At 59.7% G+C, this 25,207-nt stretch carries 21 protein-coding genes and 1 pseudogene; 8 read left to right on the forward strand and 14 right to left on the reverse strand.

The features are described from left to right. Positions 1–109 precede the first annotated feature (109 nt). Genes TU81_RS13785 through TU81_RS13805 form a run of 5 tightly spaced genes read right to left on the reverse strand, consistent with a single transcriptional unit; the run spans position 110 to position 5,498 of the window. On the reverse strand, positions 110–1,111 hold the full coding sequence (locus TU81_RS13785) for an AAA family ATPase (protein ID WP_038981936.1): 1,002 nt from the start codon (positions 1,109–1,111) through the stop codon (positions 110–112). Further along, positions 1,108–2,271 (reverse strand): DUF4350 domain-containing protein, encoded by a 1,164-nt coding sequence (locus tag TU81_RS13790; RefSeq protein ID WP_048395624.1) that lies wholly within the window; start codon positions 2,269–2,271, stop codon positions 1,108–1,110. The genes TU81_RS13785 and TU81_RS13790 overlap by 4 nt, the downstream gene beginning before the upstream one ends. After that, positions 2,268–3,812: a DUF4129 domain-containing protein gene (locus TU81_RS13795; protein WP_048395625.1), complete on the reverse strand. Its 1,545-nt coding sequence runs from the start codon at positions 3,810–3,812 to the stop codon at positions 2,268–2,270. Before TU81_RS13795 ends, TU81_RS13790 begins: the two co-directional genes overlap by 4 nt. Next, positions 3,799–4,776 carry a stage II sporulation protein M gene (locus tag TU81_RS13800; RefSeq protein ID WP_038981939.1) on the reverse strand — a complete coding sequence of 326 codons (978 nt, stop codon included), beginning with the start codon at positions 4,774–4,776 and terminating at the stop codon, positions 3,799–3,801. Before TU81_RS13800 ends, TU81_RS13795 begins: the two co-directional genes overlap by 14 nt. Then, positions 4,773–5,498, reverse strand: coding sequence for an RDD family protein (locus TU81_RS13805; RefSeq protein ID WP_038981940.1), 726 nt, complete (start codon positions 5,496–5,498; stop codon positions 4,773–4,775). Before TU81_RS13805 ends, TU81_RS13800 begins: the two co-directional genes overlap by 4 nt. Before the next feature lie 170 nt (positions 5,499–5,668). Here TU81_RS13805 and sbcB point away from each other — a divergent pair, with 170 nt between their 5' ends. Continuing rightward, positions 5,669–7,099 (forward strand): exodeoxyribonuclease I, encoded by a 1,431-nt coding sequence (gene sbcB, locus TU81_RS13810; protein ID WP_038981941.1) that lies wholly within the window; start codon positions 5,669–5,671, stop codon positions 7,097–7,099. A 98-nt stretch (positions 7,100–7,197) separates the two neighbouring features. On the opposite strand, the gene mvaT is transcribed toward sbcB, so the two are convergent. Further along, positions 7,198–7,575 (reverse strand): histone-like nucleoid-structuring protein MvaT, encoded by a 378-nt coding sequence (gene mvaT / locus TU81_RS13815; protein ID WP_007903853.1) that lies wholly within the window; start codon positions 7,573–7,575, stop codon positions 7,198–7,200. 327 nt (positions 7,576–7,902) lie between these two features. Here mvaT and purU point away from each other — a divergent pair, with 327 nt between their 5' ends. Both purU and TU81_RS13830 read left to right on the forward strand, forming a co-directional pair. Next, entirely contained in the window at positions 7,903–8,751 is an 849-nt protein-coding gene (gene purU / locus TU81_RS13825; RefSeq protein WP_007903852.1) for a formyltetrahydrofolate deformylase, read from the forward strand. Between the two features lie 81 nt (positions 8,752–8,832). Next, the gene (locus TU81_RS13830; protein WP_038981943.1) at positions 8,833–9,090 is read left to right on the forward strand and encodes a hypothetical protein; all 258 of its coding nucleotides are present in this window, start codon (positions 8,833–8,835) and stop codon (positions 9,088–9,090) included. 23 nt (positions 9,091–9,113) lie between these two features. Here the strand turns inward: TU81_RS13830 and TU81_RS13835 are convergent, their stop codons facing one another. The 5 genes and pseudogenes from TU81_RS13835 to TU81_RS31270 all read right to left on the reverse strand — a co-directional run. Next, positions 9,114–10,109 (reverse strand): lysylphosphatidylglycerol synthase transmembrane domain-containing protein, encoded by a 996-nt coding sequence (locus TU81_RS13835; protein ID WP_048395626.1) that lies wholly within the window; start codon positions 10,107–10,109, stop codon positions 9,114–9,116. Further along, positions 10,106–10,882 carry a DUF2334 domain-containing protein gene (locus TU81_RS13840; RefSeq protein ID WP_048395627.1) on the reverse strand — a complete coding sequence of 259 codons (777 nt, stop codon included), beginning with the start codon at positions 10,880–10,882 and terminating at the stop codon, positions 10,106–10,108. Before TU81_RS13840 ends, TU81_RS13835 begins: the two co-directional genes overlap by 4 nt. Beyond that, positions 10,875–11,996 carry a glycosyltransferase family 4 protein gene (locus TU81_RS13845; RefSeq protein WP_048395628.1) on the reverse strand — a complete coding sequence of 374 codons (1,122 nt, stop codon included), beginning with the start codon at positions 11,994–11,996 and terminating at the stop codon, positions 10,875–10,877. The genes TU81_RS13840 and TU81_RS13845 overlap by 8 nt, the downstream gene beginning before the upstream one ends. A 213-nt stretch (positions 11,997–12,209) precedes the next feature. Then, on the reverse strand, positions 12,210–12,974 hold the full coding sequence (locus TU81_RS31265; RefSeq protein ID WP_455430316.1) for a methyl-accepting chemotaxis protein: 765 nt from the start codon (positions 12,972–12,974) through the stop codon (positions 12,210–12,212). Positions 12,975–13,067: 93 nt separating this feature from the next. Continuing rightward, positions 13,068–14,099 (reverse strand): annotated as a pseudogene (locus TU81_RS31270) (HAMP domain-containing protein); the annotation flags it as partial. Between the two features lie 174 nt (positions 14,100–14,273). On the opposite strand from TU81_RS31270, the gene TU81_RS13855 reads away from it, so the two are divergent. Beyond that, a complete protein-coding gene (locus tag TU81_RS13855) occupies positions 14,274–15,761 on the forward strand; it encodes a helicase HerA-like domain-containing protein (protein ID WP_048395930.1) in 1,488 nt (495 codons plus the stop codon). Between the two features lie 113 nt (positions 15,762–15,874). On the opposite strand, the gene TU81_RS13860 is transcribed toward TU81_RS13855, so the two are convergent. Then, positions 15,875–16,330: a DUF721 domain-containing protein gene (locus TU81_RS13860; protein WP_007906612.1), complete on the reverse strand. Its 456-nt coding sequence runs from the start codon at positions 16,328–16,330 to the stop codon at positions 15,875–15,877. 307 nt (positions 16,331–16,637) lie between these two features. On the opposite strand from TU81_RS13860, the gene secA reads away from it, so the two are divergent. The 4 genes from secA to TU81_RS13880 all read left to right on the forward strand — a co-directional run bounded on the left by secA (position 16,638) and on the right by TU81_RS13880 (position 22,456). Then, positions 16,638–19,373 (forward strand): preprotein translocase subunit SecA, encoded by a 2,736-nt coding sequence (gene secA / locus TU81_RS13865; protein ID WP_048395631.1) that lies wholly within the window; start codon positions 16,638–16,640, stop codon positions 19,371–19,373. A 120-nt stretch (positions 19,374–19,493) separates the two neighbouring features. Continuing rightward, the gene (argJ, locus tag TU81_RS13870) at positions 19,494–20,711 is read left to right on the forward strand and encodes a bifunctional glutamate N-acetyltransferase/amino-acid acetyltransferase ArgJ (protein WP_048395632.1); all 1,218 of its coding nucleotides are present in this window, start codon (positions 19,494–19,496) and stop codon (positions 20,709–20,711) included. Between the two features lie 165 nt (positions 20,712–20,876). Continuing rightward, the gene (locus tag TU81_RS13875; protein WP_048395633.1) at positions 20,877–21,509 is read left to right on the forward strand and encodes a glutathione S-transferase family protein; all 633 of its coding nucleotides are present in this window, start codon (positions 20,877–20,879) and stop codon (positions 21,507–21,509) included. Next, positions 21,506–22,456 (forward strand): Nudix family hydrolase, encoded by a 951-nt coding sequence (locus TU81_RS13880; RefSeq protein WP_048395634.1) that lies wholly within the window; start codon positions 21,506–21,508, stop codon positions 22,454–22,456. The genes TU81_RS13875 and TU81_RS13880 overlap by 4 nt, the downstream gene beginning before the upstream one ends. Positions 22,457–22,582: 126 nt before the next feature. On the opposite strand, the gene TU81_RS13885 is transcribed toward TU81_RS13880, so the two are convergent. Both TU81_RS13885 and TU81_RS13890 read right to left on the reverse strand, forming a co-directional pair. Continuing rightward, positions 22,583–23,164, reverse strand: coding sequence for a cob(I)yrinic acid a,c-diamide adenosyltransferase (locus TU81_RS13885; RefSeq protein ID WP_048395636.1), 582 nt, complete (start codon positions 23,162–23,164; stop codon positions 22,583–22,585). 2 nt (positions 23,165–23,166) lie between these two features. Then, positions 23,167–25,203 (reverse strand): sensor histidine kinase, encoded by a 2,037-nt coding sequence (locus TU81_RS13890; RefSeq protein ID WP_048395932.1) that lies wholly within the window; start codon positions 25,201–25,203, stop codon positions 23,167–23,169. Between the last annotated feature and the right edge of the window lie 4 nt (positions 25,204–25,207).

Here is a 25,207-nt window from a genome sequence, read left to right on the forward strand (position 1 = left end):
CTGAAAAGATCGCAGCCTTCGGCAGCTCCTACAGGAGACCGCATTCGGCGTAGGAGCTGCCGCAAGCTGCGATCTTTTCTTGGGGCGACGCGGATCTCGATCATGGTGTTCACAGCCGTGGCGCCGGTACTTGATCGAGCAATTGCCGGAGCACCTGATCGACTTCCAGCCCTTCGATGTCCAGCTCCGGGGCAATTCGCACACGGTGACGCAGAACGGCCAGTGCGCAGCCTTTGATGTCATCGGGAATCACGAACTCGCCGCCGCGCAACAAGGCCCGGGCGCGGGCGCAACGCACCAGGGCGATTGATGCGCGTGGCCCGGCGCCGAGGGTCAACCCCGGCCAGGTCCGGGTGGTGCGGGCCAGGCGCACCGCGTAATCGAGTACCTGATCGTCCATTGGCAGATCGCTGGCAATGCGCTGTAAGGCCAGCACGTCCTTGGCTTGCAACACGGTGCGCAATGGTTGCACATCAAGCATGTCGGCCCGGGTCGAGCGGCTGACCTGGCGCACCATGTTCAATTCCTGCTCGGCATCGGGGTAGTCCATGCGCACCTTGAGCATGAAGCGGTCGAGTTCGGCTTCCGGCAGTGGATATGTGCCTTCCTGCTCGATGGGGTTTTGCGTGGCGAGCACCATGAACGGTTGCGCGATGGGCAGGGCGCGGCCTTCGAGGGTGACTTGGCGTTCCTGCATGGCTTCGAGCAGCGCCGCTTGGGTTTTCGCCGGAGCGCGGTTGATCTCGTCGGCCAGCAGCAGGTTGGTGAATAGCGGGCCTTTGCGCAGTTTGAATTGCTCGGTTTGCAAGTCATACACCGCGTGCCCGGTGACATCGCTGGGCATCAGGTCCGGGGTGAACTGGATGCGTGCGAATTCGCCGCCGAAGCAGCGGGCGAGGGCGCGCACCAACAACGTCTTGCCCAACCCCGGCACGCCTTCGAGCAGTACATGGCCGCCGGCGATCAGGGCGGTAAGCACATCGTCGATCACGATGTTCTGGCCGATCACGGCTTTTTGCAGTTCCGTCCTTATCGCTTGGGCCAACTGGCTGGCGCGCTGGCGCTGCTGGGCGGCGTGGGTCTGTGTGCCGGGCTCGATCTGTTCACTCATAAGGCGTTCCTCAAGGTTTGCAGGTGGGCGACCTGACGGCTGAATTCAGCGCTGGGCAGCCGCTGCTTCGGTCGCGGGCTCATGGCCTGGCTGATGGCGCGTGTGGGTTGGCCAGTCAGGCGTGCGAGCACCAGCCATTGTTCGGCAACGCCGAGTTGTTCAAAACCGGGATGACGGTGACGGACACGACGCAGGATGTCTTGTTGCAAGGCTTGCAACAGGCTGTGCTGACCGTTGTGGCGGAGCATGAAATCAGCGCTGGCACGCAGGTGTTCCTGAAGCTGGCGGCGGGCTTTCGTAGCCGGCTCCAGCAACGGGCCGTTACGCACACCCACATGCCAGAACCCGAAAACGATCAAGGCGATCAGGGCCACCAGGGCTTGTGGAAAGTAGCGCCACAGCAAGGTCAGCAAGCTGTCGTGATCGGTATTGAACAGCAGGGTCACGGCTGTGTCGGCCGTCAGGTACCACAGCAGCCAGGCGTTGTCGTACTGGTCGATGGCCGGGGTTTTCCAGAGGTCGGCGTCGGTGACCACGGTGATCGAACCGAGCCCGTGAGTCAGCTGCATCATGTGCGTGGCTTTGCCGCTGTTGGCCCAGGCCTGGGCGAGGTTTTTCGGGTCGTCGAGGTGGAACGCGGTATCGAAGCCGACGTAGGCCGGCGCCTCTTCGTTTTCCAGGTAGAGCTTGGTCAGTTTGGGGTAGGGGTCGTCGACAGGATCGGGCGGCGGTTCCTTGAGGTCTTTGCTCAGGGACTGGTGAAGCTGCACCCGGTCGAGCAGCAGGTCATTGCTCTGACCGGTCTTCTCATCCCACAGGGCTTCGGCGACGAATAAAAGGCGCCCACCGGCGCGGGTCCAGTTCAGTACCTGATCCACCTGTCGTGGTGACATGTTCGACCGATCGCCGAGCAGCAACAAACTGCGCTGGTGAGGTTCGAGGGTCGGCAGGATGTCGAGGCTGTTGGCATGGCTGACGGTCAGGCTCTGTTTGCGCAGAAAATGCTCGGCCGCCAGATAGGGGTTGGCTTGGGCTTCGGGGGATGGGCCGTGATCGATTTCTGCTGGATAGGGTATGGCCTTGAAATACAGGTAAACGCTCAGCGCACACACTAGCAGGGCGATGAACGCACCGACTGAAAGCCACAAGCGCCGGTTCAACGCGCCGCTCCCGGGCCGAACAACGCGCGCCAGCCATCACAGAGTTCCTGTTGCAAATGCGCGGGGGGCAATCGATGCCCATAGGCCATGTTCTGCCAGTGCCCAGTGAGGTTTTTACTGAAAGCCAGCAACGCAGGTTGTTGCAATTGTTCAACGCGCTGAAGAACTTCGCCTTCGGTGTCGGCGGGTTTGAGCGCCATGTTGAAATCGTGCAGCAAGTGGCTGAGCAGGGCGCGATAGAGCAACCCGAGGGCTTCACGGGGATTGGTTTGCCAGAGGCTTTCGGCGCTGGCTGCGATGTCGGCGGGCAGGGTTTCGCGGTTGAGGTCCAGGCCGAATGCCTGCTGCGGTAATGGCCGCGCGACTTTGCGATTTAACGTGGGTCGGCGGCTGACGAAGGCCTGCAGCCAGTCGCGGTAACGCCAGATCAACAGCCCAATGGCACCGATCACTGTGCCCCACAGCAACACCTCGATCAGGTTGGCCAATACGCCAAAGCGTTGGCTGTCCATCAAGCTGAGCAGCGCCTTCAGCCATGCGGGCGTTTGACCATTGTCCGCAGTGTTGGGGGCGGGTTTGTCTTCGCCAAAACGATAGCGCGTTACCGTTTCCTTGTTCTTGAAGGGGGGCTGATCGAGGATGGCCTTGATGCTGTCCCGGGAGGTCTGGCTGGTCAGTGGTTGTTCCAGCAAACGCGGACTGTCCGGCGTGATAACCGGTTCGGCGGCCCAGACGCTTTGCGTCGTCGGCACCAGCAGGATCGCGGCCAGCAGCAGCGTGACAACCGCGCTGGTCAAGCGTTGGCGCAATCGGCGAAAGACCAGCTCGATATCCCAGGCTTCCAGCCGCGTGCGCCGGTTCAGATAAAGGCTGAAACCGCAGGCTACATAGATCGGTTCCCAGACAATCAGCACCAGAACGTAAAAGGTATTGGTCAGGTGTTCCAGCCAGCGCCAGTCTTGGGTGGCGGCGGTGATCAAGGTCTGCCAGCCCCAGTCGAGTTCGACCTGTTGCGGCAAGAGCATGTAGAACAGCACCATCAAGCCGATCCACAGCGCGGTTTCCAGATGCACGCCGATGATCGTCAGCCACTGGGCGGCACCCGCGTTGCGTTGCAGCAACACGCGCAAACGTTGTTGGCGTTCTTCGCCCGCCAGACCTTCGAGTTGCACCACCGGCATCAGAAAACTGCGGCTCAGGCTCAGGCGGCGCCAGGTCAGGCTGGCCAGCAGTTGCGGTTTGAGCAGCCGTGGCCATTGGTGCAAGGCCTGTTTCAGCGTGGGGGTTTCGCCGAACATGGCTTTGGACAGGATGTACAGCGGCAGCCGATCGAACGCCGGTTTGAGCCACCAAAACAGGAACACGGCGAGGGAGGGCGAATCCCACAGCAGCAAGGTGAGCAAGGCGAAGACCGGCAAGGTCACGATCGCCCAACTGGTCATCAACAGGCGTCGATGGCGCTGACTCAGCAGCACTCCCAGGTCCATGGCTTCCCAGGTCGTGCGCGGGCGGATCACCACAGTGGCATCACTCAGGCGCATGGCGAGTCCGTCCGGCGAACAGCAGATAAGTCGCCACCAGGCACCAGAGCGCTGCGCCGACCAGGTATTTGGTCAGCGGCGCGAGCCCGGTCCGCGACGACCAGTAGGCTTCGATAAACGCCGCAATCAGCAGAAACAGCATGACCCCGCAAATCAGCAACACGCTCTTGCGCGCTGCCAGTTGCAGGGCTTCGGCGCGGGGCAAACGCCCCGGCGCGATCAAGGCCCAGCCCAGTTGCAGGCCTGCGGCGCCAGCCAGGGCAATGGCGCTCAGTTCGAAGGCGCCATGGCCAATCACGAACGACCAGAAGGTTTGCCCATAGCCGATGTGCGTCAGGTGCCCGGCCACCGCACCGATCATCAACCCGTTGAAGAACAGGAAAAACGCGCTACCCAAGCCAAACAGCAAACCGCTGGCGAAGGTCTGAAAGGCGATGCCGATGTTGTGCATAATGTAGTAACCGAACATCACCCAGTCTTCACTGGCCGCCCGTTCGGCCGAACGTCCCAGGTGGCCGGCGACGGGGTCGTACATGCTTTGCATCTCACTGACCTGCTCGGCCGGGATCAGGTTGTAGATCAGGTCCGGGAACAGATATACCAGCAACGCGAAGCCGATCAGGCTGCCAAAAAACATCAGGCTGGCGGCAAGCACGAAACGCCACTGCTCACGCACCAGTCGCGGGAAATCGGCGAGGATGAAACTCAACACGTTGGCACCCAGTCGACTGCGATGCCGATAAAGCTGTTGATGCCCGCGCAGTACCTGTTGCTGCAATGAGTCGATCAAGAAACTGCTGTAGCCGCGCTCCTGAGCCAGGGCCAGGTGTTGGCAGATCCGTCGATAATCGCCGGGGAAACTGGCGACTCCAGAGGCGCTCTTGCCTCGTTCCAGCCGTTCAAGCATGAGTGCAAACTGCTCCCATTCGGCGCTGTGGCGACTTTCGAACAGGCTTTGCTTCATGTGGGACCCAACAGGCCACGGGCGATGCCGTTGAGTTCGGCCTTGGCCTGTGGCTTCGATACCTGCAACGGTTGCGCGAGTATCGAGGCGAGCTCGTTGGCCCGCGCCTCGGAGAGTTCACCTTGGCGTTCGGCAAACCCGAGGATGGCGCGTTGCTCGGTCAGCGTCAGCGCGAAGGCTGCACGCCGCGGTGGGACGTCGGGCAACTGCGGTCGGGTGAGCGGTTGTTCGCGGTAGATCACCAGCGTACCGGCGGCCAGGTCGCCGAGGCGTTTGAAGGAGGGATGTTGCAGGCAGCTGATCGCCCCGAGAAAGTAGCCGAACGGCAACATGTCGACAAATCGCAACAGGTTGCGCAACAAGGACGCGGACCAGCCGATCGGCGTGCCATCGTCATGCACTACGCGCAACCCCATCCATTGCTTGCCCGGCGAGCGGCCCTGATTGAGCACCTCGAACAGCACCATGTACCACCAGCTCACCACGAACAGCAAAATCGAGCCAAGCCCTGCACCGAGTTTTCCCAGAAACGCCAACACCATAAACAGCAGGCCCAGGATCAAACCGCGCAGACCCAGGTCGATGGCGAACGCCAGCGCACGTACCATCAACCCGGCCGGACGCAGTGGCAAGTCGATGCCTTCGGGCGTTTCGACGTGATACCGCGTGTCCAGTGGCGGGGCCAGCGTCGCGTTCCTTTGCAGTGCTGTGGTCTCGAGCATGGGCAACCTTGATGTGGCCTGGTCCGTCGGATGCTAGCAGCCTCTCGGGGGAAAACGACATAACTATGTATTGCACAGTGCGTGGTCAGAGATGATTGAATGACAAGATTGCTGGTCGGGGCGCCGTGTGTGCGCCTAGACTTCGCCGGTCTTCAGTTCAGGAACAACCCGTGACCTCGATCTTCTGGTACGACTATGAAACCACTGGCATCAACCCCCGTTGCGACCGCCCGCTGCAAGTGGCGGGGATTCGCACCGACTTCGATCTCAATGAAATAGACGAACCGGTCAATCTCTACTGCCAGCCCAGCGACGACATCCTGCCTCATCCGGCGGCGTGCGCGATCACCGGTATTACGCCCGGCTGTCTGGCTGAACGGGGTTTGAGCGAAGCCGATTTCATGACACGGGTTCATGCCCAACTGGCGGCGCCGGGCACTTGTGGGGCCGGGTACAACACGCTGCGTTTTGACGACGAGATGACCCGTTACAGCCTGTATCGAAACTTTTTCGATCCTTATGCACGGGAGTGGCAGGGCGGCAACAGCCGCTGGGACTTGATCGATGTGGTGCGCGCAGCCTATGCCTTGCGTCCCGATGGCCTTGTCTGGCCCAAGGACGACGAAGGGCGAGTCACGCTCAAACTTGAACGTCTGACCGCCGCTAATGGCATCGATCACGGGCATGCACACGAGGCGCTGTCGGATGTTCGCGCCACCATCGCCCTGGCGCGTCTGATTCGGGAAAAACAGCCGAAGTTGTATGACTGGCTGTTTCAACTGCGAAGTAAACAAAAGGTCATGGATCAAATTCGGCTGTTGCAGCCGATGGTGCATATTTCCGGGCGCTTCTCGGCTGCCCGCAGCTATGTGGGGGTGGTGCTGCCGTTGGCCTGGCATCCACGTAATCGCAACGCGCTGATTGTCTGTGACCTGCACCTGGACCCTCAGGGGTTGCTTGAGCTGGATGCCGAAACCTTGCGTCAGCGGCTTTATACCCGTCGCGATGTCTTGGCCGAAGGTGAACTGCCGGTGCCGCTCAAGCTCATACACATCAACAAGTGCCCGGTAGTGGCGCCGTTATCGGTACTTCGTCCTCTGGACCAGCAACGTTTGGGACTGGATATGGCGCTTTATCAGGAGCGGGCGCTGCGGCTAAGTGACGCACAACAAGTTTGGCGAGATAAAGTGTCAGACATTTACTCCAGCGACGATTTCTCTCCGAGCCAAGACCCCGAGCAACAGTTATACGACGGTTTTATCGGTGATCGGGACCGGCGTCTATGTGAGCAAGTCAGAGCCGCCGACCCTGCGCAATTAGCACAAGAACAGTGGCCTTTTGATGATGAACGTTTGCCTGAATTATTGTTTCGTTATCGCGCACGCAACTTTCCCGATACGTTGAGCCTGGAAGAGCAAGAACGCTGGCGAATATTCTGTCAGAAACGTTTGTGTGCACCTGAGTGGGGCGCGCCAAATACGCTGGATAGTTTTCTGGAGGTGGCGGCTCAATTGATGACTAGTGCTACATCGTTTCAGCGAGAGGTTCTGGATGAATGGCAGAATCATGTCCAGACATTACGCAAACGTTTGAGTCTTTGAAAACGACAATAATCTGCGCTTGAATTCCAGGCATAAAAAAACGCCAGCATTTGCTGGCGTTCTTTTGGTCGCGGATGAGTCTGCGACACGCTTGCTGCTTAGCCCAGCAGGGTAGCCCAGCTTTCAACCACGTCACCGCCCCACTTGGCTTTCCACTCTTTCAGAGTCTTGTGGTTGCCACCTTTGGTTTCGATGACTTCGCCGTTGTGCGGGTTTTTGTATTGTTTAACTTTGCGAGCACGCTTGGTGCCGGTAGTTTTTACTGCGCCGCCACGTGGAGCCTTGGTTTTGGACTCTGGATCCAACAGCGCGATGATGTCACGCAGGGATTTGGAGTATTCGCCCATCAGGGTGCGCAGTTTGCCTTCGAATTCCAGCTCGGTTTGCAGTTTGTCGTCTTGGGACAGATTCTTCAAACGGGCTTGCAGCTCTTTGATAGCTTCTTCGGTGGCGCGATATTCGTTGATCAAGGACATGAGGACTACCTTATGTTGGGCGCTGGATGGCAGGGTGACAGTGCGACAATAATAGTCAGGGTGTTTCATCAAGTAAACATTTAACCGGAGTTTTATTTAAATTAGTTGCGGCATAGGACACACATTGGAGTGACAGTTAAATAGCGTCACAAATATTCACAGTTGAGCTCTTGAAGATTGCCCGCAAGAACACCATCGCGTGGGGCAGCCTGGTGCTTGCAGAACCTGTACCGGACCTGCGGGCAAAGCCAAACGTCATCAATACTGCAGTTTTGCTGCGTAATCGCTAGAATAGCGGCCTTTGCGAAGTTCTGGAGTTTCCCCCTCATGCGCACTTTTCGGCTAGTGATTGCTTGCCCGGACCGCGTCGGCATCGTTGCTAAAGTCAGTAACTTTCTGGCGTCACATAACGGCTGGATCACTGAAGCGAGCCATCACTCGGATAATCTCAGTGGCTGGTTCTTCATGCGTCACGAAATTCGTGCCGATTCGCTGCCTTTCGGTATCGAAGCCTTTCGCGAAGCGTTTGCACCGATTGCCGAAGAGTTCTCGATGGACTGGCGCATCACCGATACCGAGCAGAAGAAACGCGTGGTGTTGATGGCCAGCCGCGAATCTCACTGCCTGGCCGACTTGCTGCACCGCTGGCACAGCGACGAACTGGACTGTGAAATCGCCTGCGTGATTTCCAACCATGATGATTTGCGCAGCATGGTCGAGTGGCACGGTATTCCTTATTACCATGTGCCGGTCAACCCACAGAACAAGGAGCCGGCCTTCGCCGAAGTCTCGCGTCTGGTTAAGCAGCACGAGGCCGAAGTGGTGGTACTTGCCCGTTACATGCAGATTCTGCCGCCCGAGTTGTGCAGCGAATACGCCCATAAAGTCATCAATATTCATCACAGCTTCTTGCCGTCGTTTGTCGGCGCCAAGCCGTATCACCAGGCTTCGATGCGCGGTGTGAAGTTGATCGGCGCCACTTGCCACTATGTCACCGAAGAGCTGGACGCCGGTCCGATCATCGAGCAAGACGTAGTGCGCGTGAGTCACAGCGATAGTATTGAAGACATGGTGCGCTTCGGCCGTGACGTCGAGAAAATGGTGCTGGCCCGTGGTCTGCGTTATCACCTGGAAGACCGGGTGCTGGTGCATGGCAACAAAACCGTCGTGTTCTGATAGCCATACGGTTGAAATTCGAAGGGCCTGAGCGTTCAATCGTTGCAGGCCCTTCTCCGTTTCTGCACTGAGCACATGACTATGGCCGATCCACTGGACAAAGCTGTTTCCAAGGCACCCGCCACATTGGGTGAGGGCTGTTTGAGTCGCTATGACCCGGATGACCTGAGCCCCGAAGACGGCACGGAATTTCCCGGTGCTGCCGAGTTGTGGGAGCAGTTAAGTGGCGAGGGGGCTTGCCCCCGTTCGGCGGCGCAGCCGTCGCAGGGTTTGCCTGAACGAATGCCGGGGGCCGCTTCGCAGCCCAACGGGGGCAAGCCCCCTCGCCACAGTGTGTAGGAGTTGCCAAAGGCTGCGATCTTTTAAGCCTGTTTGAGCTTCATCAACTTCCTGAGCAATGGCCGCCCTAGCATCAGTAAAAACACCGGGCCACCGACCACCAGGTAGAAGTAATAGGTCACTGTCCGCCAGATCAGAATCGCCGCCGCCGCGGTGGATTTCCCGACCATGGGCGCCAGCAGCGCCGCCGATGTCAATTCCGCCGCCCCGGCACCGCCCGGCAACAGGCTGAACTGCCCCGCACTCAGCGACAGCATCTGGATCAGAAAGCACCAGGCCCACTGTAAATCCACGCCCAGCCCACGCAACGCCAGATACAACACGCTATAGCGCAAGAGCCAATGCAGGCAGGTCAGTGCAAACACTGTGATCAACGTCTGAAAGGGCAACTTCAATGTGTCAGTAAAGGCCGCCAGAAAGTGCAGGAGCTTTCGCGCCCAGCGCATCCGGGTGGTGCCTTTGACATTGAGGCGAGCGAGCAACCGACCACTCAGACGAATCAGCGAGCGGTGGTAGCGAGCCGCTAATACGCAACTGAACAACCCGCCGAACATTGAGATGGCGCTGACCGTCAGCAGCCATTCCATGCGCTGACTGAGATGCTGGAACAGTGCGTAAATCAGAATCCCGCTCAGCGCGCAGAGAAAAAACAGCAGATCGCTCAACTGATCCATGGCGAACACGGCGCTGCCCCTGGCCGGCCGCACGCCGTGACGTGCCAGCAGCGCCATGATGGTCAGCGGTCCGCCACTGCCGCCGGGGGTGGCGCAGTAGGCGAACTCGGCGGACATGACCACCCCAAGGCTTTTGAAGCGACTGACCTTGCCGCACTGATCCCCCAACAGCAGGCGCAAGCGCTGGGTGTTGAGCATCCAGCAGAGCAGGATCATGCCGAACATGATCAGCAGCCATTTCAGCGGAAAGCTTTGCAACCGCGACCATGTCTCTCCGCCGCCCAGCAACGACGGGATGAGCACCGCAGCGAGCAGGGCGACGACCAGCAGAATCCCGCGGCTCATGCGGCGCGACCGATGGGGTCGCGTTGCTGTGCCAGCCAGTTGGCCTTGGTCATCGGCACACGGCCCTCGTCGAGCAAGCGCTTGAGGGTTTGCAGCCAGTAGTGACGCGAGAACTCATGGCGCATGTCCACGGGGTGCAGGCCAAGACGGATCACCGGCGCCTGGCGCCAGCGTTGTTCGCGCTGATCGCTGACGATTTTCGACAGACCGCGACGCCAGGCGCTGCGCGCGCTCCAGACCAGGCACGGAGCATCGATCGCGGTGAAATCCGGCAATCGATACAGATGCTGCGAGTCGCTGGTGTAGCGCAGCGGTAACTGGCGCAACGCCTGGCGGGTGCCTTCGCTCATTAACCAGGCCGGAGCGACGAAACCTTGCAATGGCCAGTTGTAGCGGTGGAACACCTCGATTCCGGCACGCAGGCGGGTGAGGGCGGCGGCCTCTGACAGGTCGTAGAACTCGCCTTCATGGGTGTAGATTCGGCGCATGAACCAGTCTCGGGGAGTGAGGGGGATAGGTCCTTCATCGCAATGGAAGTAACCGTGCAGTGCCAGTTCGTCGCCGCGAGCGACCCGGCGGGTCAGCAAACGTCGAAACGCCGGATACGCGGTCAGGTCATTATGTTTGTGGAAATTCGGCACCACCAGCCAAGTGATCGGCACCTCACCCAGCGCGTCGACGGTTTCGACGAAGGTTTGGTAATCGGGCCAGGTTTGCGGCGCAACGTCGTGTAATACCAGTAACAGGCTGGGCGCGTTCATGGGCTCAACCATTGGCGGTCAGTGACCATTGAGTGCCGAGTACGGCGTGATAGTGCCCCAACAGGCTGTCGACCACGATGTCCCAGGCGTAATGCTGTTCGACATGGCTGCGGGCTTGTTTGCCCAGCGCGGCGCTGCCCTGACTGAACAGTTCGCGCACAGCGTTGGCCATCGCTGCTGGATTGTTCGGCGCGCAAAGCAGGCCGCATTGATCGGTGACAATTTCCTGAAAAGCCCCGGCCGCCACGGCCACCACCGGAATGCCGCTGGCCATGGCTTCAAGGACCACCAGGCCAAAGGTTTCCTGATCACCGGCATGCACCAGCGCATCGGCACTGGCCATCAAGCGCGCGACTTGCGCCGCCGGGTAGAACTCATCGAGGACGGTGACATTGCGCGGTACAAGGGTCGGCATCGACGAGCCCACCAGTAACAGGTGATAGCGACGACCCAGGCGTTTCATGCATTTGAGCAGCACTGGCAGGTTTTTTTCCTTGGATCCACGGCCGGCGAAGATCAGCAGATGAGTGTTTTCATCGATGCCCAATTCAGCCCGTAAACCTGGATCCCGTTTACTGGGGTTGAACGTTTGCAGGTCGACGCCCAGAGGTTGTACGAAAACATTCTTCACGCCCAACCCGATCAGCTTATCGGCCATGATTTGACTCGGCGCCAGAACCCGATCGAAGTTGCCATAGAGTTTGCTGACATAAGCTTCAATATTGGGGGTAACCCAATTGCCCATGCGATTGCTGACCAACAGCGGCAGGTCCGAATGATAAAAGCCGATCACCGGCACATCGAGCTGCCGCTTGGCGTCCAAAGCAGCCCAGGCAGTCAGGTATGGGTCGCCGACTTCAATCAGATCAGGCTGCAAATCCTGCAGAACATTGCGCCAGGGCGCGAGACGGAGGGGGAAGCGATAACCCTTGCCAAAGGGCAGGGCAGGGGCCGGAACCGTGTAAATGCCATCCTGCTCACTCAAATGAGCCCCGGGGATCAGCAAGCTGTGACGAATGCCTGGCTTGTTGCCCAGGCGACGGTGTTTGGCATCCAGATAAGTGCGCACGCCACCGCTGGCAGGGGCGTAGAACATGGTTATGTCAGCGATATGCACGATGAACATTCCTCCGGTCCGTTTGTTCTCCCTTGGTTGACCTATATGAAGGATAGATGTTCGATTGGGGTTTTGCGGCGGAGGGTGTCAGCGGGGTTTTGTGGGGATTGGCAGACCGTCTTCGCGGGCAAGCCTCGCTCCTACAGGTTATGCGCAGTTCAAAATGATGCGCCAATCCCTGTAGGAGCGAGGCTTGCCCGCGAAGGGGCCCGCAAGAGCGACTTAAATCCGGAAACTACCCACCAACTGCTTCAACCGCGCCGCCTGCTGCTCAAGGTCCGAGCACGCCCGCAATGTCGATTGCAGGTTTTCCACGCCTTCCTGGTTCAACGTATTGATCTCGGTGATGTCCACGTTGATCGATTCCACCACCGCCGTCTGTTCCTCGGTCGCTGTCGCCACGGACTGGTTCATGCCGTCGATTTCGCCGATGCGCAACGTCACGCTGTTCAAGCGTTCACCGGCCAGGTTGGCGATTTCCACGCTGTCCTGGCTGTGGCGCTGGCTGTCGCTCATGGTGCTGACGGACTCGCGGGCACCGACTTGCAACTCCTCGATCATGGTTTGCACCTGTTGCGCCGACTCTTGCGTGCGATGCGCCAGGTTACGCACCTCGTCGGCCACCACGGCAAAACCACGCCCGGCTTCACCGGCACGCGCCGCTTCAATGGCAGCGTTGAGCGCCAGCAGGTTGGTTTGCTGGGAGATGCTGGTGATCACTTCGAGAATCTGCCCGATGTTCACGGTTTTGCTGTTCAGCGATTCGATGTTGGTACTCGAGGCGCTGAGCATGCTCGACAGCTGATTCATCGCGGCAATGCTGCGATCCACCACGTGCTGGCCGTCTTCGGCCAGGCTGCGCGCGTCGCTGGCCTGACTTGACGCTTGGGCGGCGTTACGGGCGATTTCCTGGGCCGCGGCACCGAGCTGGTTGATTGCCGCGGCGACGCTGCTGGTGCGCGAGGCTTGCTGGTCGGAATTGAACATCGACGAATTCGAGGCGGCCACTACACGCAGGGCCACTTCGTTGACCTGGCCGGTGGCCGAGGACACTTCGCGGATCGACGTATGAACCCGTTCCACGAAACGGTTGAACGCCGTGCCAAGGATACCGAATTCGTCCTGATGCTGGATGGTCAGGCGCTTGGTCAGGTCGCCTTCACCGTCGGCGATGTCTTCCATGGCGCGGGTCATGACGTGCAGCGGCTGGATCAGGATGCGGATCAGCATGCCGAGCAGGGCGATGATGATTGCCACGGCAATGATGGTTGCGACGACCGCCGAGGCGCGGAACTCGCTGAGCATCGAGAAGGCTTTGTCTTTATCCACCGACAGGCCGATGTACCAATTGACCGAAGACAAACCTTTGATTGGGGTGAACGTGACGATACGGGGCTTGCCGTCGACGTCGATTTCACTGAGTTCGCTGCTGATGCGCGGGGTGTTTTTCGGAAACGCCTCGCTCAGGGACTTCATCGCCAGGGTTTTGTCCGGGTGAACCAGGATCTTGCCATCGGCGCTGATCAGAAAGGCATAACCCATGCCGTCGAAGTCCAGCGCGTTGAGGCTGTCGGCGATCACCTGCAAGCTCAGGTCGCCACCGACCACACCGATGCTTTGACCGTCCTTGAGCACACTGTTGACGATGGAAATGACCAGTTGGCCGGACGCGAGATCGATGTACGGTTCGGTCAGTGCCGAGCCGCCGGTGCTTTGCGCACTCTTGTACCAAGGCCGGGCGCGAGGGTCATAGCCCTCAGGCATCTTGCTGTCAGGGCGGATGATGAAGGTGCCATCCTTGTTGCCCAGATAGGCGCCCATGAAGGTCGAGGTCACCGCCTTCTGCTCAAGTAGTTTGGAGACATTGCCGGTGTCAGCGTTCAGGGCGACGTTTTGTGACAGGTTTTCGATCAGCAGGCTACGGCCAGCCAGCCAGGTCTGGATATTGTTGGCCGTCACACTGCCCATTTCTTGTAGATAGTTGTCTAGATCGTTGCGTATCGCATTACGCTGCAAATAGTCGTTGTACAAGGTAAACGAGGCGAAGGCAGCTATAACGATGAGGGCGGCGGCAAGCAGTATTTTATGGCTGAAGCGCAGATTTTTATTCATGGCTTGGGGTTCCGCTAAGGTCTTATTATTCAGGGCGTGCTTTTATAAAGGCACGCAAAACGGGCAGTGTTGAAATCAAGCTGATATTTCCGTCCTCTCCTTAGGGGGATTACCGACGCTTTTCAGTCTTTTATATCGGCCATGAAGGATCAAAGATTAACCATGGGTGACAAAATGCCTGACTCATCGCAACTCGTTATCGGCGCCGATCTCGCGGGCCAGTCCATTGCCCAGGCCATGCGCCTGGCGAACCGTCACGGCCTGGTAGCGGGCGCTACCGGGACCGGTAAAACCGTTACCTTGCAGCGCTTGGCCGAAGCCTTCAGCGATGCTGGCGTGGCGGTGTTCGCGGCGGACATCAAAGGCGACCTGTGCGGCCTGGGCGCTGCCGGCAACCCTCAAGGCAAAGTCGCCGAGCGGATCGCCGGCATGCCCTGGCTGAACCATAAGCCGCAGGCGTATCCGGTGACCTTGTGGGACATTAACGGTCAGTCCGGTCATCCACTGCGCACAACCCTGAGCGAAATGGGCCCGTTGCTGCTCGGCAGCCTGCTGGAACTGACCGACAGTCAGCAGTCGGCACTCTATGCCGCGTTCAAGGTGGCCGACCGCGAAGGGCTGTTGCTGTTGGATTTGAAGGATTTGAAGGCGCTGCTCAATCACCTGCGCGACAACCCCGAGTTGTTGGGGGATGACGCGGCGTTGATGACCACCGGTTCCAGCCAGGCGCTGTTGCGCCGTCTTGCGACACTGGAACAGCAGGGCGCTGAAGCGTTATTCGGCGAACCGGCGCTGCAACTGGAAGACATGTTGCAACCGGCCGTGGATGGTCGCGGGCGCATTCACTTGCTCGATGCCAGCCGTCTGGTGCATGAAGCGCCGAAGGTCTATGCAACGTTCCTGCTGTGGTTGCTGGCCGAACTGTTCGAGCAATTGCCGGAGCGCGGCGATGCCGAGAAACCGTTGCTGGCGCTGTTTTTCGACGAAGCACACTTGTTGTTCGCCGGAACGCCCAAGGCGTTGCAGGAACGTCTGGAACAAGTGGTGCGACTGATCCGCTCGAAAGGCGTGGGGGTGTATTTCGTCACTCAATCGCCGGGTGACTTGCCGGATGATGTGCTGGCTCAACTGGGCCTGCGCATTCAGCACGGTTTGCGTGCATTTACCGCCAAAGAACAGAAATCCCTGCGCGCGGTGGCCGACGGTTTCCGACCGAACCCGGCATTTGAAGCCTTGTCGGTGTTGACGGAGTTGGGGATCGGCGAGGCGCTGGTTGGCACCTTGCAGGACAAGGGCACGCCGGGGATGGTCCAGCGTGTATTGGTTGCACCGCCGCAATCGCGGATCGGGCCGCTGACCGAGACCGAACGCACCGTGCTGATCGCCGGTTCGCCGTTCAAGGGGCGCTACGACAAACCGGTCGATCGCGAATCGGCTTATGAAGTGCTGATGGGGCGTAAAGGGCTGGCGCCGGATCCCGAAGCCGCGCCGGGCAAACCTGCACCTGAAGAGCCGAGTTTCACCGACAAGGCCGGGGAACTCCTTGGCACGGCAGCAGGACAGGCGTTGAAATCAGCCATGCGACAGGCGGCGAATCAATTGGGCCGACAATTGGTACGTGGGTTGATGGGCTCATTGCTCGGCGGCAGCAAACGCCGCTGAAAACCTTTGATTGAACACAACCCCCGTAGGAGCGAGGCTTGCCCGCGAAGAGGCCCTTGAGACCGCCAAAAGCTTCGCGGGCAAGCCTCGCTCCTACAGGGTATGTGTCAATTTCAGGTTTTGGGTTTGGCGTGAGCCGCCAGGCGTTCGAGGGCCGCCCGCAGGTTCGGGTCGGTAATCCCATCAGCCGTCGCCTGAATGGTCGCCGCCGCATCGGTCGACAAATTTATCGTATGCCCCGCCGCCCCTTGCTGAACGGTAGGCGGTTGAACCTTGAACAGAATTCGCGTCAGGCTGGCGAACTCGTCGAACAGCTGTAACTGCCGTTGCAGACGCTTTTGTTGATAACGCAGGCGGGTGGCCCAGTGGCCGTCGGTGACAATCAGCAATAAACTGCCTTCACGCCACGACGCCACATGGCAATGCTCGCGGGCAGCCGGCTGCAACTGGCTTTCCACCAGGCGTTGTAAATGACCCAGGCGTTGAGCATGGCCAAAAATGGCTTTCAGCGGTTTGGCTTCGCGAAGCAGAACGGCGGGTGCTCTGGCCGTGAGAGGGCGAAATGCCATGATCGAACACCTGAAGTAACAGAACGGCCATGGTAACAGAAAGCACCCGTTGCCCCCGACCCATTGCTTTGCGAGCGCTTTACCCATTAAATCAACGAGTAACTTGTGCCCTCGATGGGTTGAAGTTCAGCAAAATGCCCTTATTTTAAGTGAGCCCCGTCACAGCGCAGTGCATGCATCGTGGAATAACGCCACTTTCCTCACCATCGTTTCCGGGTAGAATGCTCGTTCGCATGCGGCCATGAGGGCTGCACGGGCGACTCACGGGGCCGCCCTCCATCCCTTTAGTGTGGAAGATCCTGCCGATATGTTTGCGCCTTTGTTAAAGAAACTTTTTGGAAGCAAGAACGAGCGTGAAGTCAAACGCATGCTCAAGACGGTGCAGCTCGTCAATGCCTTCGAAGAGCAAATGGTAGCCCTTTCGGACGATCAATTGCGTGCCAAGACCGACGAGTTCAAGGCCCGCCTCGCCAAAGGGGAAACCCTCGACAAGCTGCTGCCCGAAGCCTTTGCGGTCGCCCGCGAAGCCGGCAAGCGCGTCATGGGTATGCGCCACTTCGATGTCCAGCTGATCGGCGGCATGACCTTGCATGAAGGCATGATCGCGGAAATGCGTACCGGTGAAGGCAAGACCCTGGTGGCAACACTGGGCGTTTACCTCAACGCGCTGTCCGGCAACGGCGTGCACGTTGTGACGGTGAACGACTACCTGGCCCGCCGTGACGCCAACTGGATGCGTCCGCTCTACGAGTTCCTCGGCATGACGGTCGGCGTGGTTACCCCATTCCAGCCGCCGGAAGAGAAGCGCGCCGCTTACGCCGCCGATATCACCTACGGCACCAACAACGAATTCGGTTTCGACTACCTGCGCGACAACATGGCGTTCAGCATGGAAGAAAAATTCCAGCGCGAACTCAATTTTGCCGTGATCGACGAAGTCGACTCCATCCTCATCGACGAAGCCCGTACCCCGCTGATTATCTCCGGTCAGGCCGAGGACAGCTCCAAGCTGTACATCGAGATCAACAAACTGATCCCGCAGCTGGAATTGCACGTCGAAGAAGTCGAAGGCGAAGTCACCAAGGCTGGCCACTACACCGTGGACGAGAAGACCCGTCAGGTCGAACTCAACGAAGCCGGTCACCAGTTCATCGAAGACATGCTGACCCGCGTCGGCCTGCTGGCTGAAGGCGAGAGCCTGTATTCGGCGCACAACCTCGGTCTGCTGACCCACGTTTATGCCGGCCTGCGCGCGCACAAACTGTTCAATCGCAACGTTGAATACATCGTGCAGGACGGTCAGGTCGTGCTGGTCGACGAACACACCGGCCGTACCATGCCGGGTCGCCGTTTGTCCGAAGGCCTTCACCAGGCCATCGAAGCCAAGGAACACCTGAACATCCAGGCCGAGAGCCAGACCCTGGCGTCGACTACGTTCCAGAACTACTTCCGTCTGTACAACAAGCTGTCCGGCATGACCGGTACCGCAGACACCGAAGCGTTCGAATTCCACCAGATCTATGGCCTGCAGGTCATGGTCATCCCGCCGAACAAACCGTTGGCGCGTAAAGACTACAACGACCTGGTGTTCCTGACCGCCGAAGAGAAATACGCGGCGATCATCAACGACATCAAGGAGTGCATGACTCAGGGCCGTCCGGTGCTGGTGGGTACCGCCACCATCGAAACGTCCGAGCACATGTCCAGCCTGCTCGTGAAGGAAGGCATCGAACACAAGGTTCTGAACGCCAAGTTCCACGAAAAAGAAGCCGAAATCATTGCTCAGGCCGGTCGCCCGGGCGCACTGACCATCGCCACCAACATGGCCGGTCGTGGTACCGACATACTGTTGGGCGGTAACTGGGAAGTGGAAGTGGCTTCGCTGGAAGACCCGACCCCTGAGCAGATCGCCCAGATCAAGGCCGACTGGCAGAAACGTCACCAGCAAGTGCTGGAGTCGGGCGGTTTGCAGGTGATCGCTTCCGAGCGTCACGAATCGCGCCGTATCGACAACCAGTTGCGCGGTCGTGCCGGTCGTCAGGGCGACGCCGGTTCCAGCCGTTTCTACCTGTCGCTGGAAGACAGCCTGATGCGCATCTTCGCCTCTGACCGGGTGAAGAACTTCATGAAGGCGCTGGGCATGCAGTCCGGTGAGGCGATCGAGCACCGCATGGTGACCAACGCCATCGAGAAGGCTCAGCGCAAGGTTGAAGGCCGTAACTTCGATATCCGTAAACAACTGCTCGAGTTCGACGACGTCAACAACGAACAACGTAAAGTGATCTATCACATGCGTAACAGTTTGTTGGCCGCCGACAACATTGGCGAAACCATCGCCGATTTCCGTCAGGACGTGCTCAACGCAACCGTCAGCGCGCACATTCCACCGCAATCGCTGCCAGAGCAGTGGGACGTGGCTGGTCTGGAAGCGGCGTTGCAGAGCGACTTCGGTGTGGCGTTGCCGATCCAGCAATGGCTGGACGAAGACGATCACCTGTATGAAGAAACCCTGCGCGAGAAGCTGATGAACGAGCTGATCGCCGCGTACAACGAGAAAGAAGACCAGGCCGGTGCCGAAGCACTGCGCTCCTTCGAGAAGCAAATCGTTCTGCGCGTACTGGACGACCTGTGGAAAGACCACCTGTCGACCATGGATCACCTGCGTCACGGCATCCACTTGCGTGGTTATGCGCAGAAGAACCCGAAGCAGGAATACAAACGCGAGTCCTTCACCTTGTTCTCCGAGCTGCTGGATTCGATCAAGCGCGATTCGATCCGTGTGCTGTCGCACGTTCAGGTTCGCCGCGAAGATCCGATCGAAGAAGAAGCTCGCCTGCGTCAGGAAGCCGAAGCGCTGGCTGCGCGCATGCAGTTCCAGCACGACGAAGCACCTGGTCTTGAGCAGCCGGAACTGCTCGGTGAAGAGGTCGATGTAGCCCTCGCCGCCGCGCCGGTTCGTAACGAGCAGAAGCTGGGCCGTAACGAGCTGTGCTACTGCGGTTCGGGCAAGAAGTACAAGCATTGCCACGGGCAGATCCAGTAAACCCGTTTCATACGCTGAAATACCCGCGCCGCGACCGGCTTATGCCGTCGCGGCGTTTTGCCATTTAAACCACCGACGCCCCGACGGCGGTGCAGACATCATTTATTAAGGAGCGCATTCATGGCTGTTGGTCTTGGTCCTTTGCCAACGTTGCACCCGGTTGCCGGTTTTGAACTCGGTATCGCCTCGGCCGGCATCAAGCGCCCGGGGCGCAAGGATGTCGTGGTCATGCGCTGTGCCGAAGGTTCCACAGTGGCGGGCGTGTTCACCCTCAACGCCTTTTGCGCCGCTCCCGTAATCCTGGCCAAGCAACGTGTACAAGGCCCGGTACGTTACCTGCTGACCAACACCGGCAATGCCAACGCCGGCACCGGCGAACCAGGCCTGGCAGCTGCCGAGCGCACATGCGCCAAACTGGCTGAACTGACCGGGGTCGATGCAAGCCTGGTGCTGCCGTACTCCACCGGTGTGATCGGCGAGCCGCTGCCGGTCGAAAAAATCGAAGGCGCGCTGCAAGCCGCCCTCGACGACCTGTCGGTGAATAACTGGGAAGCCGCCGCCACCGGCATCATGACAACTGACACCCTGCCTAAGGGTGCCAGCCGCCAGTTCCAGCATGACGGCGTGACCATCACCGTCACCGGCATCAGCAAAGGCGCGGGCATGATCCGCCCGAACATGGCGACCATGCTCGGCTACATCGCTACCGACGCCAAAGTCTCGCGGGACGTGCTGCAAAACCTGCTGCTGGACGGCGCCAACAAGTCGTTCAACCGCATCACCATCGACGGCGACACCTCGACCAACGACTGCTGCATGCTGATCGCCACCGGTCAGGCAGCACTGCCGGAAATCACCGAAGCCAGCGGTCCGCTGTTCGCTTTGCTGAAACAAGCGGTGTTTGAAGTCTGCATGGACGTGGCCCAGGCCATCGTGCGTGACGGCGAAGGCGCGACCAAGTTCGTCACCGTGGAAGTCAACGGCGGCGGCAATCACCAGGAATGCCTGGACGTCGGTTACACCGTGGCCCACTCGCCGTTGATCAAGACCGCGTTGTTCGCCTCCGATCCGAACTGGGGCCGCATTCTGGCCGCCGTGGGCCGTGCCGGCGTACCGAACCTGGAAGTGAGCAAGATCGACGTATTCCTCGGTGACGTGTGCATCGCCAGCCGTGGCGCTCGCTCTGCCACCTACACCGAAGAGCAGGGCGCGGCGGTGATGCAACAGGAAGAAATCACCATCCGCATCGAGCTGGGTCGCGGTGATTGCAGCGAAACCATCTGGACCACTGACCTGTCCCACGAATACGTGAAGATCAACGCTGAGTACCGTACGTAAATAAGGTCCGGACCGAGTCGCGCCCTTCGCGAGCAAGCCCGCTCCCACATTCGATTGCATTTCTTGCGCAAGAACTCGATTAACTGTGGGAGCGGGCTTGCTCGCGAAGGCGGCCGACCAGACACCAAAGATTCTGGTCCATCCCCCTATCAAAAGGTCCCGAACATGAGCCTCCACCTGATCATCGGCGACAAACTGTATTCCTCCTGGTCCCTGCGCGCCGCACTGGCCCTCGACCTGACCGGCACGTCCTACACCGAAGAACTGATCAAGCTGAACCAGCCGGACACTCGCGAGCGCGTGCTCAAGCATTCGCCGACCGGGAAAGTCCCGCTGCTGAAAACCGAACACGGCACCGTCGCCGATTCGCTGGCGATTGCTGAATACCTGGCCGAGCAATTTCCCGATGCCGGCCTGTGGCCCAAAGACACTGCCGCCCGTGCCCAGGCGCGTTCGGCGTGCGCGCAGATGCACAGCGGTTTTTTCGCCATGCGCGGCAACATGCCGTTCGACCTGAGCCACGATGCGCCACTGTCGCCGACCCCACCTGAGGTTCAGGCTGAAATCGAGCGCATGCTGGCGTTGTGGGCTGAGTGTCGTGCCACCTCGACTGAAACCGGCCCGTTCCTGTTTGGCGGCGCGACCCTGGCCGATGCGTTTTTTGCACCGATCGCCGTGCGTCTGCGCACCTATCAGGTGAAGCTACCCGAGGTCGACGCGGCCTATGTCGAAACCATCTACCAATGGCCAGCCTTCAAAGCTTGGCGGAAGGCGGCTCTGGAGGAAATAGAGCGGTGAAACGAGTCCATGTAGCAGCCGCGGTTATCCGCGATAGCAACGGCAAGATCCTCATCGCGCGCCGTGCCGACACCCAGCATCAGGGCGGTTTGTGGGAATTCCCCGGTGGCAAGGTCGAGGATGACGAATCCGTCGAAACGGCCCTGGCTCGCGAGCTTCACGAAGAGCTGGGTATCGTGGTCAATACCGCGCGGCCGATGATCAAGGTCCGCCACGATTACCCGGACAAGCAGGTATTGCTGGATGTCTGGGAGGTCTCGGCGTTTACCGGCGACCCCCATGGCGCCGAAGGTCAGCCTTTGGCCTGGGTGACCGCGCGGGAACTAGTGGACTACGACTTCCCGGCCGCTAACCAGCCGATCGTCGCCGCTGCGCGCTTGCCCGGCGAATACCTGATCACCCCGGAGGGCCTGGAAACCCCGGCCTTGCTGCGCGGTATTCAGAAAGCCATCGCTGGCGGCATCAAGCTGATTCAATTGCGCGCGCCCAACGGCTACGACCCGCAATACCGCGATCTGGCGGTGGACGCGGCAGGGCTGTGTGCCGGCAAGGCGCAGTTGATGATCAAGGGGCCGTTTGAATGGCTGGGGGACTTCCCGTCCGCTGGTTGGCACATCACGTCGACGCAGTTGCGCAAGTACGCGGCGGCCGGGCGCCCGCTACCGGCGTCGCGCTGGTTGGCAGCGTCTTGCCACAATGCTGAGGAACTGGCACTGGCCGAGCAGATGGGCGTGGACTTTGTGACCCTGTCGCCGGTACAGCCGACGCAGACTCATCCGAATGCGTTGCCATTGGGTTGGGAGCAGGCTTCGACTTTGATCGAGGGCTTTAGCAAACCGGTGTTTTTGCTTGGTGGGGTTGGCCCGGCGGAGCGGCAGAAAGCCTGGGAAGCGGGGGCGCAGGGTGTGGCGGGGATTCGGGCGTTTTGGCCTGATTCTTCTGTGTAGCCACTGGCCCCTTCGCGAGCAAGCCCGCTCCCACAGTTGACCGAGTTCTTCCTGAAGAAATGCGATCGAATGTGGGAGCGGGCTTGCTCGCGAAGGCTGCTGATCAGACGAAAAACATCTTCCTGATTAAACCCCGGGTTTCGCTGCCGCTTGCCACAAAATCTCGGCAATCCCCTGACGCTTGGCAATCAACCTTGCCGCCACAAACAACAAATCCGATAACCGATTGATATACGCCAGGCCAACCCCGGCCAACGGCTCGATCGCATTCAACTGCTGACAGCGCCGTTCGGCACTGCGCGCCAGGCAGCGGCATACGTGGGCCTGGGCAATCAGCGCCGAACCGCCGGGCAGAATGAAATTCTCCAGCGGCCCCAACTCTTCATTCCACACATCGATCGCCGCTTCCAGGCGCTCGATTTCTGCCGTGTTCAGTGCCTGATAAACCGGCATCGCCAGTTCACCGCCCAGGTCGAACAACCGATGTTGGCAGGGCGCCAACACCTCGATCACTTCGTTCAACCCCGGATACGCGTTACTTTCCGTCGCCAATCCGGCCAATAGCACTCCCACCTGGCTGTTCAGCGTATCGACTTCGCCAATGGCCTCGATGCGCGGATGGTCTTTGGGCACCCGGCGCCCATCGCCGAGCCCGGTTTCGCCTTTGTCGCCAGTGCGGGTGTAAATCTTCGACAAGCGAAAGCCCATGGTTACCTCGACAGCTGATTGAGTTCTTGAGAGACCACCGGCGTGCCCGACAACGGCAGGCGCAACGTGAAACAGGTGCCCTGGCCCGGCGTCGATTGCACTTCCATCTGGCCTTTGTGGTTGTTGGTGATGATGAAATACGAAACCGAGAGCCCAAGGCCAGTGCCCTGACCGATTTCCTTGGTGGTGAAGAACGGCTCGAATGTGCGTTTGCGCACGCTCTCGCTCATGCCGATGCCGTTGTCCTCGACCTGAATTTCCGCCCATGGCGGATTCAGTTTGGTGCGCAGAATGATCCGCCCCGGTTCGCGGTCGTCCGGGCGCTGGTGAATGGCTTGCGCGGCGTTTTTCAGCAGGTTGAGCAGCACCTGTTCAAGTTCGTTGGCAGTGCCGGGCACCGGGCCCAGCGCCGGATCGAACTGGCGAATGATCGCTTGGCCCTTGAAGTCGAAACCGATGGCCAGGTCGAAGTCATTGCCGGCAATTTCCACCGCTTGATCGATTAACGCCGGCAAATCGCAGGGAGCCATCTGCCGAGTGCTGCGGCGGCTGAAGCTGAGCATGTGCGTCACGATTTTCGCCGCCCGGGCGCCGGCCTGTTGAATGCCATCGAGTAACTGCGGCACTTCACGTGCTTGTAAGTACCGATTGACCGTTTCCAGCTCGATGCCGAGTTGCTCGGCCTGTTCGAGGTTTTTTGGCAGTTCGGGTGACAGGCGCCGACGAATGTTCTGCACGTTGTGCAGGATCGCGCCCAGCGGATTGTTGATCTCGTGGGCCATGCCGGCGGCGAGGCCACCGACCGAGAGCATTTTTTCCGACTGCACCATCATTTCTTCCAGGGACAGACGCTGAGTGATGTCGTCGATCCGGATCACCACGCCACGTCCGGCGCCGCCCATCAGCGGGTAGAACGTCAGGGCGTAATGCTTGGGCTCATCGTCCTTGAGCCAGGTGACGCGTTCAATCTTGGCCACCGTATGCTGTTCGACGGTTTGCCTGAGCTGCGGCAGGAACGGTTTGAGCGGTTCGAAGGCGAGGAAGATCGGCTGGTTCAAGGCTTCATCGAGACGCGTACCGGACAGGGCGCTGGCTTCCTGATTCCACTGGGTCACGTAGAGCTGCTCGTCGAGGGCGATCAGGGCCGACGGCATGGAATCGATGATGCTGTTGAGGTAGTTCTGGAACCCGGTGAGTTTCTTTTCGATCTTGCTGCGCACCTGAACTTCCAGCTCCAGCTTGCGGTTGGTGTGACGGGTTTCTTCGGCCAGCCCCTGGGCTTGGTCGTAAGCGGCTTGGGAGTCGTCGCGGGCGCGCTTGAGTTGCTGCTCCCGGGCCTCGATGCGCGAGAGCATGGTGTTGAACGCTTCGGCGAGGCTGCCGATTTCGTCGTGGTTGCCGCGAGAGGCGCGCAGGGCGTAGTTCTCTTCGCGGGTCACTTGCCGGGACAACTCTTCGAGCTGATGGATCGGCCGGGTAATCAGGCGTTTGATCTGCCGGGCAATCACCAGCCATAACAGCACGCTGAAGATCAGAATCCCCAGGCTGGCGGTCAGGGTCCCGGTGTAGAACGCCATCGGCAATTCGCTGCTGGCGACCAACAACAGATGGCCGGGCTCGGTACCGGGACGGGGCAGGGTGATCACTTGATTACTGCGAAACTCCGAGGCTTGCCAGACCTCCATGTGCCGGTAGTGCCCCGGCAGGTTGAGCTTGTCGCCCGCCTGCAACTGTGCCAAGCGCACACCGTTACCGTCATAGAGGGCTGCCGCGCGCAGCGGTGTATAGCTGTTGAGTTCGTTGAGCAGGCGTTCGGCGTTTTGCGGCGACTTCAACGCTTCGGAGATCAGGCTCGGGTTGGACACCAGTCGGCCAATGGTCTGCAGGGCCTGGGGGGCCATGCTTTCCTGGGAGATGTAATACGCGGCGCTGATAAAGGTCAGGTTGGCGACCAGTAAAACGGTGGTCAACAGCACCAGCAGGGCGGCCAGCAATTTCTGGCCGACTGGAAGGTTTTCAAGGCGCTGGCGCAATGGCATCAGG

This window comes from Pseudomonas lini (assembly GCF_001042905.1).
GTDB lineage: Bacteria > Pseudomonadota > Gammaproteobacteria > Pseudomonadales > Pseudomonadaceae > Aquipseudomonas > Aquipseudomonas lini.

Bases quoted from the DNA above. Each gene is read 5' to 3' on its own strand.
- TU81_RS13785 (WP_038981936.1), bottom strand. From the start codon at position 1,111: ATGAGTGAACAGATCGAGCCCGGCACACAGACCCACGCCGCCCAGCAG.
- TU81_RS13795 (WP_048395625.1), bottom strand. From the start codon at position 3,812: ATGCGCCTGAGTGATGCCACTGTGGTGATCCGCCCGCGCACGACCTGG.
- TU81_RS13800 (WP_038981939.1), bottom strand. From the start codon at position 4,776: ATGAAGCAAAGCCTGTTCGAAAGTCGCCACAGCGCCGAATGGGAGCAG.
- TU81_RS13805 (WP_038981940.1), bottom strand. From the start codon at position 5,498: ATGCTCGAGACCACAGCACTGCAAAGGAACGCGACGCTGGCCCCGCCA.
- mvaT (WP_007903853.1), bottom strand. From the start codon at position 7,575: ATGTCCTTGATCAACGAATATCGCGCCACCGAAGAAGCTATCAAAGAG.
- purU (WP_007903852.1), top strand. From the start codon at position 7,903: ATGCGCACTTTTCGGCTAGTGATTGCTTGCCCGGACCGCGTCGGCATC.
- TU81_RS13830 (WP_038981943.1), top strand. From the start codon at position 8,833: ATGGCCGATCCACTGGACAAAGCTGTTTCCAAGGCACCCGCCACATTG.
- TU81_RS13835 (WP_048395626.1), bottom strand. From the start codon at position 10,109: ATGAGCCGCGGGATTCTGCTGGTCGTCGCCCTGCTCGCTGCGGTGCTC.
- TU81_RS13840 (WP_048395627.1), bottom strand. From the start codon at position 10,882: ATGGTTGAGCCCATGAACGCGCCCAGCCTGTTACTGGTATTACACGAC.
- TU81_RS13845 (WP_048395628.1), bottom strand. From the start codon at position 11,996: ATGTTCATCGTGCATATCGCTGACATAACCATGTTCTACGCCCCTGCC.
- TU81_RS31265 (WP_455430316.1), bottom strand. From the start codon at position 12,974: ATGTTCAATTCCGACCAGCAAGCCTCGCGCACCAGCAGCGTCGCCGCG.
- TU81_RS13855 (WP_048395930.1), top strand. From the start codon at position 14,274: ATGCCTGACTCATCGCAACTCGTTATCGGCGCCGATCTCGCGGGCCAG.
- TU81_RS13860 (WP_007906612.1), bottom strand. From the start codon at position 16,330: ATGGCATTTCGCCCTCTCACGGCCAGAGCACCCGCCGTTCTGCTTCGC.
- secA (WP_048395631.1), top strand. From the start codon at position 16,638: ATGTTTGCGCCTTTGTTAAAGAAACTTTTTGGAAGCAAGAACGAGCGT.
- argJ (WP_048395632.1), top strand. From the start codon at position 19,494: ATGGCTGTTGGTCTTGGTCCTTTGCCAACGTTGCACCCGGTTGCCGGT.
- TU81_RS13875 (WP_048395633.1), top strand. From the start codon at position 20,877: ATGAGCCTCCACCTGATCATCGGCGACAAACTGTATTCCTCCTGGTCC.
- TU81_RS13885 (WP_048395636.1), bottom strand. From the start codon at position 23,164: ATGGGCTTTCGCTTGTCGAAGATTTACACCCGCACTGGCGACAAAGGC.
- TU81_RS13890 (WP_048395932.1), bottom strand. From the start codon at position 25,203: ATGCCATTGCGCCAGCGCCTTGAAAACCTTCCAGTCGGCCAGAAATTG.